This is a genomic window from Chryseobacterium sp. IT-36CA2, assembly GCF_949767875.1.
In the GTDB taxonomy this organism is placed as follows: Bacteria; Bacteroidota; Bacteroidia; order Flavobacteriales; family Weeksellaceae; genus Chryseobacterium.
In genome coordinates this window covers 760,304-776,478 of the sequence record NZ_CATKPG010000011.1, presented here as the reverse complement: position 1 = coordinate 776,478, position 16,175 = coordinate 760,304, and the positions used below count along the sequence as shown (strand labels likewise).

Sequence of the window (16,175 nt, the reverse complement as noted above, 5' to 3'; positions counted from 1 at the left end):
GGAATGTTTGCATAAGTTGGTTTTTATATCTTTTGAAATTGTTTCCTCTTTGTTCAGTATGACAAAGCAAATTCCAATTCCTTTATTTATAGATTAAAAAGTATAATTAACATTCAGCTGAAAAGTTGTTCCGTTAAATCCAAACTGATTGACCTCCCAAGGATACTTAAACCTTCCTCCAAGATCTGTTACTACATCTCCTTTGCTGTCTATCACATCCGGATAAATATTAAATAAATTATTTACCACTCCGGAAACTTTAAGGTCGTTTGTAATTTTATATGTTAAAACTAAATCTGTAATTACCTTACCAGAGAATGTCTGATCTTTAGCAGGATCTGTGGCGTGCTGCCATGTAACAGAACCAAAATAAGTATTATTAAAGTTAAAATTAAACTTTGAAATATCATACGAAAGACTAAGAATAGTTTTTGTTTTTGGTCTTGCAGTGGTAATTCTGGACTGTTCTTTTCTGTCAAAAAAGTTTTCTGAGTAACCATTTTCAGCCAAAATAGGAGGAACCGCAATATTATCTACTATTTTTGTTTCGTTATAATTGAAAGCGGCAATAATTCCCAATCTTCCTTTGCCAATAGCAGAAGTATTATAATTAGCTACAAAATCTACCCCTTGAGTAACGGTATTTACTGCATTAGTGAAAAACTTCAAAGAGGTTATTTTGTTATTGTCTAATATTACTTCTACAGGGTTTGTTAGATCCGGACTCCCCGGAGCACCGGTTTTGTACCCAATATCTCCTGAGAAAAGTACTCTGTCTTTAATTTTTATTCTATAATAATCTGCTGTGATCGTCAGGTTTTTGAAAGGTTTTATCGCAAATCCCCCAGTAATGTTAAAGGCTTTTTCAGCATTTAATTTTGGTACGCCAAGATCTGATCTTACAATTTGAGAATCATTATTAAAAGTACCCTGATTAGCTACCGTATTCCCTGTAATTTTGGTTTGAACATTGGAATAATAAATCTGGTGTAATGAAGGTGCACGGAATCCTGTAGAAACAGATCCACGGAAAACCAATTTATCATCTAACAATTTATATCTTGCATTTGCTTTCCATGAAACATTATTTCCAAAATCACTGAAATTTTCATATCTCACAGTTCCTCCAATTAACAGGTTTTTTGTAACATCCCATTCAGCATTCAAATAAGCTCCAATATTCTGGCGGTTTTTATTGACTTCATTTTGAGGCTGCAGTCCCGGGAATGATTCTGCTCCACTCCCTATATAAGAGGCTTCCTCCCCTGCTCTTGCTTTATAGTTTTCATTACGAACTTCAACACCAGCTCCTAACACAAACGTACCAAAATTTCGGTTGATATCTATGTTTCCTATAATATTACTAAACTGATGACCTCCTGCTCTAAAACGGGTTGGCGAATTGGCACCCAAAGATGTATTAATAGTATTTGCGACAGCATAATCTACAGCATTAGAGCCAAAGGTTGCACTCCCATCAAAATTCCATTTTCCAAACATGCCTTTCCACCCGGAGGTTAAATTATAATCATAAACATCTGTTTTAAATTGCGGTTGAAATCCATTGTAAGGTTGTCCTTGTGGAGTTAATAAACCAAAATCTGAAGGTACCCAATACGGTGTTCTATACAAAGCATAACTGGTTCCATTTCTATAAGTTGTACCTCCAAAAGCATAAAACTTACCCGTTTCACCTGTTGGTAACTCAAAATTCACAAACATATTGGCAACTTTTGTCTCCGGCTGCCCAATAATCATTCCTAAACCAGGATTAGCTTGCGTCCAGGCATTATCCACACCAAAAAGTTCATCTTTTGTAACAGAGCCTGCTCGGTTGGTTTTATTTTGGGAAGAATATCCCAGTGTAAGGTTTAGACTTCCATTTTTGGCAACTCTGATTCCTGTATTAAAATCTGCTCCGATATTAAAGCCGTCTCCTTTCGAAGTAATCCCTGAAAAAAGATTGACTGTACTTTTTCCAACGCTGTTTTTAAGAATAATATTGATTACTCCTGCAATAGCATCAGACCCATATTGTGCAGATGCACCATCTCTCAACACTTCTACATTCTGTAAGGCTGCAGATGGAATACTTTTCAGATCCGTACCTACCTCACCTTTTCCCGGTGTATCATTTACATAAATTAAAGCACTTTGATTTTTTCTTTTACCATTCACCAAAACCAATGTTCTGGAAGGTCCTAATCCTCTTAAATCCGCAGGATCAAAGTGAGCCGTTGCATCAGAAACAGTTTGCTGTGATGAATTAAAAGAGGGAACAGCATATGTTAAAGCTTTATCAAAAGTAATTTGTCCTGTAGATTTTAGCTGTACTGCTGAAATATTATCAATAGGAATTGCTGAAGTAATGATCGTTCTAGGCTTGGTTCTACCAGTGGTAACCACCACTTCATCTATTTTATTTTGTTTTATGCTGTCCTGAGCATATACCACAGTGCCCGATCCGCTTAATACTAATGCACAAATTTTTATATTAAATAAATTCTTTCTCATGTCAATTGTTAATAATTCAATAAATCTAGTAAAAATATTGATATTAAACACAAAAATAATATATATAATAACAATTCGCTCTTCTATTAACAAAAATTATATTATTTCATAAAAACAAGAATTGATTTGCAAAATATAAAGTTATTTATTAATAATATAAAAATAAATAAAGCAATAACACCCTATTTGTATTAAAAAAATAATTAGTTAACATCAGAAATAAACATGATTTCATTCTTATGGGTAAGTAGTTTTCAGTAAATTGTGATCGCTTTGCTTATGGCACGCAATGACAGTGTACAAAAAATGGCCGGGAGAAACCGGCCATATCCAAATTATTTATTTACCTCTACGTATTGTATGATGGTCTGATTTTTTGGGTTGTAGATTATCGTACTACTGTTGGGAAATCTTTTCAGTTTATAATACTGAATGTTTTTATCGGACTTTATATCTTCCAGAATACTTGCATCAAAAGTATTGTCAGGAAGGAATTTTGATATAAAACTTATTTTATCTATAATATTCTGTCCATCAATCTTACGGGCAGTTTTATCAGATTTACTTTCATCAGAAGTAGGTTGTCCTTCTAAAAATGGGAGCAATACCGCAATATCTGCTTTGTATTTAAAAATATACCCTTCAGATCTTCCGGGAATTTTAATTTTCTTCCCTTTTTCATCAGAAACAATGGAAGTTCCTGCACCAGGGAAAACGGTATTAAATTTAACGTCTTCGGAATTGGTTAGAGAATTAATAGATTCATTCACTGTTTTCTTTACCGTTTCTTCTACAGCCTGCTGTGCTTTCTGCTGCACAGTTTCTGTTGTTTTCTGAACAGTCTGGTCAATTTTCTCCTCTATCTTATTGCATGATACTACTAAAAAAGCAGTGACAATAGGCAAAATATACTTCTTCATAATTCTATTAATTGCGTTTTTTTCAGTAATACACTACTCTTCTAACGCAAAAGTGGAGCCAATATTTGAAGATTAAAAAATTATTTTTTCAATATCAAAAATCCTACTGACAAACTGTTGTCATAACCCTCTCTTACCTTTGTATCAACAACAAACAAAATAAATAACATTATGACAACTACAGCAACAGCCACTAAACAATTCATGACTTCTGAACAGCTATTAAATGATTGGCAGGGACACAGAAATCTTACAAGAAGAGTGATTGAAGCTTTTCCTGAAAAAGAATTATTTGAATTTTCAGTAGGTGGAATGAGACCGTTTGCAAAACTGGCGGTGGAACTGATTGGTATTGGAGGGCCTGCTTTAAAAGGAATTGTGGAAGGAACTATGGAAGCTTATAACGAAGAAGCATTCAATCCAAAAACAAAAGAAGAACTTTTAAAAAAGTGGGATGAAGAAACAGGCGTGATTAATCATTATTTTAACCTGATTTCTGAGGAGCGTTTCCAGGAAACCTTCAATCTGTTTGGAGAGTATGAATTCCCGGTATATCAGAACATTCTTTATTTTGTAGATAATGAAGTTCACCACCGTGGACAGGGATATGTTTATCTGAGAGCTTTAGGAATAGAACCTCCTTTCTTCTGGGAAAGATTCTAATAAAAACAAAAAGGTAAAATTGCAAAAAGGCAGAAATCCTGAAATAAAATACAACTGCAATGTCATTTATTAATAGTGATTTTATTCAACCTCAACAACTCATATCATTTTTGCGACAAAACAAATTTAGCTTTTTTGCAATTTTGCCTTTAGCTTATTAACCATTTCATTTATTTGCCTCAATTAAGTCTTTAAACCTCAACAGCTGTCTTGTTGGGGTTTTATTATTGATGTCTTTCTATCATTTTCACTAACAGGTCATTCAATCGTGTACGAAGACTTTCCGGTTCCAAAACAGTAGCATAGTCTGCAAAAGTGATAACCCAACGTGGAAACCCATCGTTAATCCATTCTGTTTCAAAAGTGAGTTCTACTCCATTTTCTGTCTCAACTTCTTCGGTCAGTCCATAGTATTTTTTAGAATTCACCAGATGATTCATTATCTTTTTGTCAACCAGAAGTTTGGCTTTAACTTTATTCCCGTTTGATTTTTTACGGTAATCATTTACCTGTCCGTATTCCTGCAAATAAGGATTCTGTGTTTTTGAAATTTCTAAAATCCTGTCGATACGAAACTGTCTGAAATCTTTTCTCAATGTACAGTATGCCATGATGTACCAAATATTAAACTCAAAAAACATCCCAACCGTTTCGATAGTTCTGTTATCCACCCTTCCGTCTACAGTTTTATATCTTATATGGAGTTGGGTTTTCTCTGCAATACTTTCCAGAATAATAGGAATCACATTTTTAAGAGAATCTCCGGAATCTGTATGAAAGCTGAAAACATCAATCTGTTTTTCAATATTCTGAATCAGGTTTTTATCAGAATGCCTTAATACCGAACGTACTTTTTCCATGGCTGCCTGATAATGATTTCCCAAGCTTTGATGAGAAAATTTCTGCATCAGTTTTTCAGCGGTGATGAAGCTTAAAACTTCTTCTTTGGTAAACATAATGGGAGGAAGTTTGTAACCATCCATTAAAGAATAACCATTCCCAGCTTCTCCAACAATAGGAATTCCCGCATTTTCAAGGGTTTTCACATCACGGTAAATGGTTCTGATACTTACATCGAATTTTTCAGCAAGATCCTGAGCCCGCACAATAGGTTTAGATTGCAGCTGGGTAAGAATAGCTGTTACCCGATCGAGTTTTTTTAAATAGTGATCGTTCATTATCTAACAAAGCTAAAATTCTTTTTTGAGAAATGAGACGGCTTTTTTTATTAATTTTATTTTTCACCAAACAGTCTTTTCTTTATGCTTCATACTCATTTTGTTCAGTCTATTGAAAAAATTTTAAAACCGGAACAGGCAGTGATAGACGCACTTGTTTCCAGTCTGGAATCCAAAATGTACAGGAAGGGAGATTTTCTGTTAAAAGCAGATGAAACCTGCAGGTATTTTTATTTTATTGAAAAAGGGCTTGTAAAACTGTTTTTTGATAATGGAGATAAAGATTTCATCATGACCTTTTTTGCTGAAGATGCATTTTTTGCAGAACTGAGCGGTTTTCTTACCGGACAGCCGTCAAAATATATGATCGTTGCTCTGGAACCTACTCAGGTTCTCCGGATACACAGAGATGTGATTGAAGGGTTATGCAAAAAATACCACACCGCAGAAACACTTTTCAGTAAACTCTATTCTAAAGCTCCGGTGAATATGATGGGCAGAATTAGTGAAATGCTTGAAGACGATGGGAAAAAGCGGTATCATAATTTTCTGAAACAAAGACCTGATCTTATTCAGCGCATCAGCCTTGGAGATCTTGCAGATTATATTGGTATCACTCAGGTTTCTTTAAGCAGAATCAGAGCGCAAAAACTTTAATGGAAGGATGCTGGAAGAAAGAAGTTATTGTAGCCAGAATAGAAGTTATTTACCTAATAGTCACTTCCAGCATCCCGCTCCCATCCTCCAGCTTCAAAAATCTTTCCTTTTAAAATTTATCATTTGTAAAAAAATTCAGGAAAATTACCTTCTACATTTGTCATATAATTAATCACAAAAATAAATATTATGTCACAAAGAATCAACGCATTTGCGATCGGAAACAAGGCTGTAAACGCACTTCACACTATGGGATTTCAGGTACAAAATTCCTCACTGGACAATTCATTTCTGGAACTGATGTATTTCCGTGTTTCACAGATGAACGGATGCGCTTTCTGTTTAGATATGCATTCTAAAGAATTACTGGCAAAAGGTGAAACTGAACAGAGAATATTTCTGGTAAGCGCATGGAGAGAATGCTCATTTTATACAGACAAAGAAAAAGCAGGATTTCTATGGGCTGAAACCTTAACGGCTCTGAATGGTAAAGAAGTAAATGATGAAATTTATTCAAAAGTAAGTCATTACTTCTCTGAAACTGAAATGGTAGATTTAACAATGGCTGTGATTGCTATCAATAGCTATAACAGAATCAATATTGCTTTCGGAGCAGATGTAGGCACGTATCAGGTTCCGGAAAAAGCCCATTAATCACAATTATAAAAATATAAAAGCTCAGCCTTACCGCTGAGTTTTTTATTTAATTTTCTTTAAAAGTATTCACCAGTTTATCGAGATTTAAACTTCGGGCTGAAGCATCAAAAATCTCACGATAGGTTCCTTCTTTATTGTATAATTCATCATGGGTTCCATTTTCAACGACTCTTCCTTTTTTCATGACATAAATGATATCAGAATCAAGAATCTGTGACAGTGAGTGGGAAATGATGATAACGGTTCTTCCTTCTTTTATCGCATCTAAAGAGTTTTTAATCTGTTCAGTGGCTATGGCATCTAAGCTGGCTGTGGGCTCATCCAAAAAGATAATTGGAGGATTTTTAAGAAACAGTCTGGCAATCGCAATTCTCTGCTGCTGCCCTCCTGAAAGTTGAGTAGCATCATGCTGGTATTTGTCAGGAAGATCCATAATCTGGTCATGCAGATACGCTTTTTTTGCGGCTTCTTCAATTTCTTCAAAACTGGCATTCATATCTCCGTATCGGATATTATCTTCTATACTTCCCTGAAAGATATGATTTCTCTGAAGTACCAGCCCCAGATCACTTCTCAGAAAAGTATTGTCAAATTCATTAAGATTGACTCCGTCTAAGAGAATTTCTCCGGAATCCGGAAGATAGAATTTACATAAAAGATTAATAACTGTAGATTTTCCAGCACCACTTAATCCTACCAAAGCTGTCGTTTTTCCGTTTTCAATTTTCATGGAAACATCATGCAAAGCTTTTGTACCATTGGGATATGTGAAATCAACATTTTTCAATTCAAAAGTTCCTTTGATTTCTTTTTCAACAAAATTCCCGTTGGATTCTGTTTCATTATCTGCATTCAGAATATCAAAATACCCTTCAGCATAGATCATGGCATCATTCATATCATCATAAATCCTGTGAAGCTGGCGAATGGGAGCAGAAACGTTGTTAAAAAGCATGATATGAAGCATGATTGCTCCAATAGTCATCTGCTGATCAAGCACAAGATAAACAGTTAAAAGGATAATTAAAACCACTCCGAACTGCTCTATAAAGGTCTTTAAACCATCATAAATAAAGTTCGTTTTCCTGGTAATCATCTGGCTTTCCATCAACTCCATCTGAAGATCGTACTGTTTTTTTCCTTCAAATTTTTCACGGACAAAACTTTTAATCACCATGATTGAATTGATCAGATTCAGAAGTCCTGAGGTCTTTTTTTCTCTTTGATTTCTAAGCTGACGGCGAACTCCGCCCAGCTTTTTAGCTTGCAGAGAACTGATGTAAAAGTAAATCGGAACAATGATTGTAGAAACAAGCCCAACATACACGTTCTGCATGTACATAATGATCAGCGCAATGATCGCATTGGAAAAAAGAGGAAGAATATCAATAAAGAAATTCTGAACCAGTCTTGTCAGACTCTCTATTCCACGGTCTATTCTGATCTGTAATTTCCCGGATTCATGGTTTTCATCATTAAAATAAGCAACTCTATAGGTCAGAATCTTATCAATCGCGGATTGTGCCAATACAGAGCTTACATTAATCCTGATTTTTTCGCCATAAAATTTTTGCCCGAAATTGATAAAAATGTTGAGCAATTCTTTTCCCAGTAAAATAATGGAAATGATAATGAGAATATGAATCCCCTCCGTCATCGGATGCGGAAGATGGGTAAGATTAGTGACCTCATCCACGGTATATTTCAAAACAATCGGGTTCACCTGCGCTGCAAGAGCTCCCAGAAAAGTAAGAAACAGTGTTCCGTAAATCATGGGACGATAAGGTTTGATAAATGGAACGAGCTGCTTATAGATTCCGAATAAGGTTACGGTTCTGTTAAAAGGTTTAGCCATAAATAGAAGTCATTTTTAAATGAAAAACGTACCGCTTTCAAAAGAAAAAGGTACGAATTATTATTAAACTGTTCATCTAAGATTTATTTAAAAATCTTTCAATGTACCATCGTCATTGATGTATTTGAATTGATAGTTTGGATCAATTATCTTCCCTCCCATTTGTACAAAAGGCCCCCACATTCCTGACCAATCCTCAAAATCATTTTCAAGAGATGTATCCCAACGGACTACAGTTGAATTTTTATGAAACTTTACATTCACTATAATACCGTATTCATTATCCAAGAAAACTTTGGTTCCTACTTGAAAATCTTCATATCTATAAAGATCATCCATCTATCCTTCAAATAGATAAGTTGTAAGGTAGTGCAGCTCTTTTCTGCTGGCTTCTTTAGATTCTGCTTCTGCCTGCTCCAGAGAATAATTAGTATTGATTTCCTTTTTCTGGAAAATAAATGAGTTGTTGGCATTTTTATCCACAACATCATTAAAGATATGTTCAATTTCAGAATTCGCTAATGAAGCAAAGCTGATATCTTCAAAACCATACATCAGTCTCAAATCATCAAATTGTCTGAAGTTTTCATCTACAAATCCCTGCAGCTGAGCCTTTGAATCAAAATTACCTGCCCAAATATTATAAGCGTATTTCTTCTTTTTAGGTTTATCCAAAATACTTTGATAGACGAAGTTTTCACCCAAATAGGCTTCTCTTACCTGTGGATCGTTTGCCAAATCTTCCGGAAGTCCCTCTTTCAGGATCTTTCCTTCAAACATAATATAGGTTTTATTAGTAATAGCAAGAGTTTGCTGTACGTTGTGGTCGGTAATCAGAATTCCGATATTCTTATCAACAAGGCTTCTTACAATTTTCTGGATATCTTCTACGGCAATCGGGTCTACCCCAGCGAAAGGCTCATCCAGAAGGATAAAGTTCGGGCTTGTAGCAAGACAACGAGCAATTTCAGTTCTACGTCTTTCTCCTCCGGAAAGAAGATCTCCTCTGTTTTTACGAACGTGTTGTAAAGAAAACTCTTCAATCAGTTCATCACATTTGATCTGCTGCTCACGCTTCGAAAGCTTGGTCAGCTGTAATACTCCCATGATGTTTTCTTCTACAGACAACTTTCTGAAAACCGAAGCTTCCTGCGCCAGATACCCTATTCCCTTTTGGGCTCTTCGGTACATGGCATCTGTAGTAATCTCCTGTTTATCCAGGAAAATCTTTCCTGAAGTGGGCTTAACCAACCCTACAATCATATAAAACGATGTGGTTTTTCCTGCTCCATTGGGACCCAGCAAACCAACAATTTCTCCCTGTTGAACCTGTACAGAAACGCCTTTTACAACTTTTTTAGGACCGTATTCCTTGATTAAGTTTTCTCCTCGTAAAATCATAGGGCAAATATATCAAAAATATAAACTCGCAGAGAGGCGAAAAAGTAAAAAAGAGAAAAGACAAAATCATAAAATTGTCATAAAAGAATTTACCTTTTCATCGTTTCATCGTTTTTCTTCTTGTAACTTTTTATCATTTTAAACTACTTATCATAAAACATATCAATCAATTACAAATAATAAGAAATGGAAAATTACGGTTATACAAAAACAGAAAATGTACAAAACCAGGAAAGCAATGTTCCATACCGTTCAGAGAAGAAAATCCCTGCTGCTTTATTGGGAATTCTTGTGGGATGGCTGGCTTTAAATAAATTTTACCTGGGCTATAAAAAGGAAGCTATTATTCAGCTGGTTCTTAATGTAGTTACTTTAGGAGCAGCAACTGTTATTCCTTTTATTGAGGGAATTTTATATCTTTTTATGAGTGACAAGCAATTTGATGATACTTATGTATATGGAAAAAAGGGTTGGTTATAAAATCAATATTCATATTCTTTATTAAAATAAAACAGGCCGTTCTCATTCGAACGGCCTATTTGTTTTTATATTGGATACGATCATTCTGGAGGACAAGCCAAATGGTTGATTGTACATGGATGCCAGATTCCTTTACACCATGTTCCACAATTAGGATTATCAATAATAATGTCGCCCCCTTTGATCTTCTTCAATTGATTTCTCTCAATCTTTTTAAGATTTTTCATAAATAATTCTTTTTGATGTTTTAATGATTTCGTTTCTCGAAATTAGTTTAACTCAAAAATAATATTTTTATCTATGAAGAACTTACTGACAAAGGCTATTAACGTAACATTAACGTTTATATCCTGATCAATAATCCTTTAGCTTTTATTTATTCAATAAGATAGCCGCTTCTTTCGCAAAATAGGTGAAGATCATGTCTGCTCCTGCTCTTTTGAAACATGTCAGACTTTCAATGATCGTTTTGTCATTATCCAACCAGCCGTTTTGAGCAGCCGCTTTTACCATGGCATATTCTCCACTTACGTTGTATACTGCAATCGGAAGGTCAATAGCTTCACGTACTTTGGAAACGATATCCAAATAAGGAAGACCTGGTTTAATCATAATCATATCTGCACCTTCATGAATATCTTTGAAAACCTCATTCAATGCTTCACGGGTATTGTGAAAATCCATTTGATAAGTCTTTTTATCTTTTGGAATTTCCATATCATCTTTCGGAGCACTGTCTAAAGCACTTCTGAAAGGTCCATAGAAAGAACTTGCATATTTGGCAGCATAGCTTACAATTCCCACATCTGTAAATCCGCTTTCTTCCAATGCTTCACGAATGATCTGCACTCTTCCGTCCATCATATCACTTGGAGCTACAAGATCTGCCCCTGCTTCTGCATGAGATACTGACATTCTTGCCAGTGCGTCATTGGTAGCATCATTCAATACTTTTCCGTTTTCAATGATTCCGTCGTGTCCGTAGATGGAATAAGGATCCAACGCTACATCAGGCATCACAATCATTCCCGGAACCGCATCTTTGATTGCTTTAATGGTATTTTGCATTAATCCGTCTTTGTTCCAGGCTTCTTTTCCTGTATTGTCTTTCAGATGTTCTGACACCTTCATGTACAAATTGACAGCTTTTACTCCCAAAGAAAATAATTCCTTACATTCCTTTACTGTTAAATCTATACTCCGCCTAAAAATTCCCGGCATAGACGGGATTGCCTCCTGCTTGTTTTCGCCCTCCATTACGAAGATCGGCATTACAAAATCATCAGTTGTAAGCACATTTTCTCTTACCAAACTTCTGATAGATTCATTAACTCTAAGTCTTCTATTTCTTGAATGTATCATTTTGGAATACTTTTTGAATAAGTTTCTACAAATTTAATATAAGTTCTACAAAAAACTATTGTATGAAATTGTAGAATTTATTATATTTGTTATATATATTCGAGAAATTATAAATTTGATGAAAAAACTTTTACTTTTATTTCTATTTGTAGGCACTTTTGTTGGATTTTCCAACAATTTAAAAGCTCAGCTTAAAGAGCCGGGTTCCATCACTCAAAAGGCAGATGATGGGGTATTGCTTGCCTATCCAAATCCTGCAAAGGATTTTCTTATCGTTAAGGCAAAAGATCCATCTTTAAAGATCAAGAGTGTGACTTTTTATTCAATTTTGGGTATGCAGGTTGCCAGTTATACAGTAAACATGAACTCCGGTGAGATTAATATTGAAAAATTAAAGCCCGGAAAATATATGATACGCTATATTTTAAGTGACAACACACAGAAAGTTACTCAAATTGTAAAACAATAAATTAAAATCCTGATAATCATCAGGATTTTTTCTTTTTACATTAATTCTGTTTTAATATTTCCGTAACTTTCGGGACTTTTTAATACTAATAGTAAAAAGAACAATTTTAATGCTAAAAGCTGAACATATTAAAAAGACCTATAATGCCGGTAAAAAGGTCGCACTGGATGATTTCAGCATCCATGTCCCGAAAGGCTGTATTTATGGTCTTTTAGGTCCCAACGGAGCCGGGAAAACTTCTTTTATCCGTATCATCAACCAAATTACTCAGGCCGACTCAGGAGATATTTTCATCAATGGAGAAAAACTGAATCCCAGTCATATCAAAGACATCGGTTATATGCCCGAAGAAAGAGGATTGTATAAAAACATGAGTGTTGGTGATCAAATTCTATATTTCGGTGAACTTAAAGGGATGAGTAAAAGTGATGCTCAGAATGAAGCTAAAAAATGGTTTGAAAAGCTTCACATTGATCAATGGTGGAAGAAAAAGCTTTCCGAGCTGTCTAAAGGAATGGCACAGAAGATTCAGTTTGTAGTTACCGTTCTTCACAGACCTCACCTTTTAATTCTTGATGAACCTTTTTCAGGTTTTGATCCCGTTAATGCTAATTTAATCAAAGATCAGATCATTGATCTTAAAAATAATGGAACAACTATTATTCTTTCTACCCACAGAATGGAAAGTGTGGAAGAAATGTGTGACTATGTTGCTTTGATCAACAATTCTAAAAAGATTATTGACGGAAGGGTTTTTGACGTAAGAGAAAAATTCAAAAAAAATATTTTTGGAGTTACCCTTTCTGAGGTAAGCAACGATCAGTTTGACAGCTTCAAAAGCAAGTATGATATTTTCAATTTATCCAATGAAAATAATCTTATTTCTTTTGACCTGAAAAATGAAGAAAGCCAGAATAATGTTCTTCTTGATCTTGTACAGGTAGGTAAAGTGAGATCATTCGACGAAAGAATTCCTAGTATGAATGAGGTGTTTATTAACGCTGTAAGTAACCATTCTTAATTTTATGAATAATATTTTTTTAATTACCAAGAGAGAGTTTCTTACGCAGGTTAAGAAAAAATCTTTCATCATATTGACACTCCTTGCTCCGGTAATGATTATTGCTTTTGGAGCAGTAATCGGATTGATGTTTAAGGCGAATGAATCTCACAGTATTATAGAAGTGGTTGATAAAAGCGGACTATTTACCAATCAGCTAAAATCTAATGATAAATTAAATTACGTTTTTGTTTCTGCTGCAGATGAAAAATCTAAGATCAACAATTTAAAGGGAAATGAATCTCTGGATGGTATTTTGATTCTTCCTGAGCTGAAAAATCAAAATTTTGATGCCCTTGAAAAGGACACAAGATTAGTGATCAACAGTAAAATAGGATTTGATACAAAGCAGAAAATCGTTTCTGACATCAGCGATGTTGTTAAAAAAGAAAAAATTAAGCAACTGGGTATTCAGGAGACACAGCTAAATGATCTTGATAAAAATTTCACATTAAAAACCATCAATGTTACGGATAATAATAAAGAAGATTCTGATCTTGCTTTTGGAGTGAAATCCGGGCTAAGTATGGTATTGATGTATGTTACTTTTATGTTTATCATTATTTATGGGGTAAGGGTAATGCGAAGTGTGCTTGAGGAAAAAAACAACCGTGTTGTAGAGATCATCATTTCTTCTGTAAAACCTTTTGAACTGATGATGGGTAAAATTCTGGGAGTAACAATGGTTGCATTGACACAGTTTCTGATCTGGATCACAATGTCTGTAATAGGAGCACTGGTTTTAAACACAGGCTTCTCTCCTCTTCAGAAGAATATTCCGGGAGGAAGCGAAGAACTTGCGAGTAAACTGGATATGGGACAGCTTGCTACCCAGATTTCTCACAGTTTACTGGAACTGAATTTCCCATTGATTATCTTTGTATTCATCGTTTACTTCCTTTTAGGATATATTTTTTACAGTTCTATTTATGCCGCAATTGGTTCTGCTGTGGATAATGAAACAGAAACACAGCAATTCACTTTATTTGCAATTTTACCATTAACATTAGGGATGTATGGAAGCTTCACATTAATGAACAATCCGGACGGACCATTAGGTTTCTGGCTGTCGATCATTCCGTTTACATCACCTGTTGCAATGATTGCCAGAATTCCGTTTGGAGTTCCTATATGGCAGATTGTATTATCTATCGTATTGTTACTGGCAACTACTATTTTTATGATCTTCCTGGCGGGAAAGATCTATCGTGTAGGTATTCTGATGTATGGAAATAAAGCTACTATGAAAGAGCTTTGGAAGTGGATAAGAGGGTAAAATAATTAAGAAGGCAAAGAAAGAAGTGTTCCTATTTCCTTTGATAATTAAAAACATATAAACAAAAAAATCCCGGAAACTTAATTTCCGGGATTTTTATTTTGAAATATTCTAGTTGAATATATAGCTTAACGTAAGTGCTAAAACCTGCTCTGATTTTTTCTTACTACTACCCTTGGTTTCATTTCTTAGACCAGGATAAGTATCGGCAAGACCTAAATCATATTTTACTGCTACTTCAAGTTGTCTTTTGTAGCTATATCCGATTCCTAATCCTAATCCCCAGTTAAAGCTGTTTGCTTTCCCGTTTACGCCTGCCGGCTGTGAAGGATCAGTAACATCCGGATCATAATAAGGTCTGTTTGCTGGAATATCTTTAACGTTCTGACTTAGCAGAAAGTTAAATCTTGGCCCTAATAATCCAAAGAACTCAGATTCAGCTTCTGAAAAATACCCTTTAAAATAAAGAGGTACGCTCAGATAGTTATTTGCGTATAGAGCATCATAACCATTTACACCTTTAGAATCTTTATTTTTCCCTGTCTCTCCTGCACCATAGTATAGAACTTCGGGTTGTATAAAGAATTGATTTGTTTTCCCTACTGGGATTAAAGCTAAAGCTCCACCTTGAAAAGTATATCTTGGGCCCGAAGGGTTATGGGCATTGGATACTCTGGAGTAGTTTAGGCCGCCTGTAACACCAAATCTTGTGCTTTCCCATTGCACTTGTGCAAAAGATAAAGCAGAAAGAGTCAGGGCTGAGGCTAATAAAAGTTTTTTCATATGTTTTGGTTTTGTATTTTATCCTAAGATTTTTGCTACAGTAGCACCGATATCAGCAGGAGAATCTACTACATTGATACCATTTTCTCTCATGATTTCCATTTTTGCCTGAGCTGTATCTTCAGCACCACCTACGATAGCACCTGCGTGCCCCATAGTTCTTCCTTTTGGAGCAGTTTGTCCAGCAATGAAACCTACAACCGGCTTATTAGATCCGCTTGCTTTGTACCATCTTGCAGCTTCAGCTTCAAGACCTCCACCGATTTCACCGATCATTACCACCGCTTCAGTTTCAGGATCGTTGATAAACAGCTCTAATGCTTCTCTAGTAGTCGTTCCAATGATTGGGTCACCACCAATACCAATAGCAGTAGAGATACCGTAACCTGCTCTTACTACCTGATCAGCAGCTTCGTAAGTAAGAGTACCTGATTTTGAAACGATACCTACTTTACCTTTTTTGAAAACGAAACCTGGCATAATACCAATTTTAGCTTCTTCAGAAGTAATGATTCCAGGGCAGTTTGGTCCGATTAATCTGCAGTCTCTGTCTGCGATGTAAGATTTTACTTTTACCATATCAGCTACAGGAATACCTTCAGTAATACATACAATCACTTTGATTCCTGCTTCGGCAGCTTCCATAATAGCGTCTGCTGCGAATGCCGGTGGTACGAAAATGATACTTACATTTGCTCCTGCTTTTTCAACAGCGTCAGCAACTGTATTAAATACCGGTTTTCCTAAGTGCTCGCTACCTCCTTTTCCTGGAGTAACACCACCTACTACGTTTGTTCCGTATTCAATCATCTGACCAGCGTGGAAAGTTCCTTCGTTCCCTGTAAATCCTTGTACAATTACTTTAGAATCTTTGTTTACTAAAATTGACATTTTATTGTT

Annotated in this window: 16 protein-coding genes and 1 pseudogene; 7 read left to right on the top strand and 10 right to left on the bottom strand. The window is 35.3% G+C overall.

The window, feature by feature from the left end; genetic code table 11:
* Positions 1–93 precede the first annotated feature (93 nt).
* Positions 94–2,514 carry a TonB-dependent receptor plug domain-containing protein gene (locus ACM6F9_RS04385; RefSeq protein ID WP_414844572.1) on the bottom strand — a complete coding sequence of 807 codons (2,421 nt, stop codon included), beginning with the start codon at positions 2,512–2,514 and terminating at the stop codon, positions 94–96.
* Positions 2,515–2,849: 335 nt separating this feature from the next.
* On the bottom strand, positions 2,850–3,434 hold the full coding sequence (locus tag ACM6F9_RS04380; RefSeq protein WP_414844571.1) for a hypothetical protein: 585 nt from the start codon (positions 3,432–3,434) through the stop codon (positions 2,850–2,852).
* Between the two features lie 171 nt (positions 3,435–3,605).
* On the opposite strand from ACM6F9_RS04380, the gene ACM6F9_RS04375 reads away from it, so the two are divergent.
* A complete protein-coding gene (locus ACM6F9_RS04375; RefSeq protein ID WP_414844570.1) occupies positions 3,606–4,097 on the top strand; it encodes a DinB family protein in 492 nt (163 codons plus the stop codon).
* A 224-nt stretch (positions 4,098–4,321) separates the two neighbouring features.
* Here the strand turns inward: ACM6F9_RS04375 and ACM6F9_RS04370 are convergent, their stop codons facing one another.
* Complete coding sequence (locus ACM6F9_RS04370; protein ID WP_414844569.1) at positions 4,322–5,275, bottom strand: helix-turn-helix transcriptional regulator; 954 nt, start codon at positions 5,273–5,275, stop codon at positions 4,322–4,324.
* Between the two features lie 84 nt (positions 5,276–5,359).
* Between ACM6F9_RS04370 and ACM6F9_RS04365 the strand changes: the two genes are divergently transcribed.
* Positions 5,360–5,932, top strand: a complete 573-nt coding sequence (locus ACM6F9_RS04365) for a Crp/Fnr family transcriptional regulator (RefSeq protein WP_414844568.1) — start codon at positions 5,360–5,362, stop codon at positions 5,930–5,932.
* Between the two features lie 189 nt (positions 5,933–6,121).
* Entirely contained in the window at positions 6,122–6,586 is a 465-nt protein-coding gene (locus tag ACM6F9_RS04360) for a carboxymuconolactone decarboxylase family protein (protein WP_414844567.1), read from the top strand.
* Between the two features lie 49 nt (positions 6,587–6,635).
* Here the strand turns inward: ACM6F9_RS04360 and ACM6F9_RS04355 are convergent, their stop codons facing one another.
* The 3 genes and pseudogenes from ACM6F9_RS04355 to lptB all read right to left on the bottom strand — a co-directional run.
* Positions 6,636–8,363: an ABC transporter ATP-binding protein gene (locus ACM6F9_RS04355; RefSeq protein ID WP_414845100.1), complete on the bottom strand. Its 1,728-nt coding sequence runs from the start codon at positions 8,361–8,363 to the stop codon at positions 6,636–6,638.
* Positions 8,364–8,531: 168 nt separating this feature from the next.
* Positions 8,532–8,783 (bottom strand): hypothetical protein, encoded by a 252-nt coding sequence (locus ACM6F9_RS04350; RefSeq protein WP_414844566.1) that lies wholly within the window; start codon positions 8,781–8,783, stop codon positions 8,532–8,534.
* 336 nt (positions 8,784–9,119) lie between these two features.
* Positions 9,120–9,845, bottom strand: a pseudogene (gene lptB, locus ACM6F9_RS04345) (LPS export ABC transporter ATP-binding protein); the annotation flags it as partial.
* A 186-nt stretch (positions 9,846–10,031) separates the two neighbouring features.
* Between lptB and ACM6F9_RS04340 the strand changes: the two are divergent.
* Positions 10,032–10,325 (top strand): TM2 domain-containing protein, encoded by a 294-nt coding sequence (locus ACM6F9_RS04340; RefSeq protein WP_414844565.1) that lies wholly within the window; start codon positions 10,032–10,034, stop codon positions 10,323–10,325.
* An 80-nt stretch (positions 10,326–10,405) separates the two neighbouring features.
* Here ACM6F9_RS04340 and ACM6F9_RS04335 read toward each other — a convergent pair whose 3' ends face one another.
* Together ACM6F9_RS04335 and hemB are read right to left on the bottom strand one after the other, a co-directional pair.
* The gene (locus tag ACM6F9_RS04335) at positions 10,406–10,552 is read right to left on the bottom strand and encodes a bacteriocin-like protein (RefSeq protein WP_414844564.1); all 147 of its coding nucleotides are present in this window, start codon (positions 10,550–10,552) and stop codon (positions 10,406–10,408) included.
* A 145-nt stretch (positions 10,553–10,697) separates the two neighbouring features.
* Positions 10,698–11,687 (bottom strand): porphobilinogen synthase, encoded by a 990-nt coding sequence (hemB, locus tag ACM6F9_RS04330; RefSeq protein WP_414844563.1) that lies wholly within the window; start codon positions 11,685–11,687, stop codon positions 10,698–10,700.
* 118 nt (positions 11,688–11,805) lie between these two features.
* Between hemB and ACM6F9_RS04325 the strand changes: the two genes are divergently transcribed.
* The 3 genes from ACM6F9_RS04325 to ACM6F9_RS04315 all read left to right on the top strand — a co-directional run bounded on the left by ACM6F9_RS04325 (position 11,806) and on the right by ACM6F9_RS04315 (position 14,492).
* On the top strand, positions 11,806–12,156 hold the full coding sequence (locus ACM6F9_RS04325; RefSeq protein WP_414844562.1) for a T9SS type A sorting domain-containing protein: 351 nt from the start codon (positions 11,806–11,808) through the stop codon (positions 12,154–12,156).
* A gap of 109 nt (positions 12,157–12,265) precedes the next feature.
* A complete protein-coding gene (locus tag ACM6F9_RS04320) occupies positions 12,266–13,177 on the top strand; it encodes an ABC transporter ATP-binding protein (protein WP_414844561.1) in 912 nt (303 codons plus the stop codon).
* 4 nt (positions 13,178–13,181) lie between these two features.
* Positions 13,182–14,492 (top strand): ABC transporter permease, encoded by a 1,311-nt coding sequence (locus ACM6F9_RS04315; protein ID WP_414844560.1) that lies wholly within the window; start codon positions 13,182–13,184, stop codon positions 14,490–14,492.
* A gap of 111 nt (positions 14,493–14,603) precedes the next feature.
* On the opposite strand, the gene ACM6F9_RS04310 is transcribed toward ACM6F9_RS04315, so the two are convergent.
* Together ACM6F9_RS04310 and sucD are read right to left on the bottom strand one after the other, a co-directional pair.
* Complete coding sequence (locus tag ACM6F9_RS04310; protein WP_414844559.1) at positions 14,604–15,275, bottom strand: porin family protein; 672 nt, start codon at positions 15,273–15,275, stop codon at positions 14,604–14,606.
* A gap of 18 nt (positions 15,276–15,293) precedes the next feature.
* The gene (gene sucD / locus ACM6F9_RS04305) at positions 15,294–16,166 is read right to left on the bottom strand and encodes a succinate--CoA ligase subunit alpha (RefSeq protein ID WP_047378735.1); all 873 of its coding nucleotides are present in this window, start codon (positions 16,164–16,166) and stop codon (positions 15,294–15,296) included.
* Positions 16,167–16,175 lie beyond the last annotated feature (9 nt).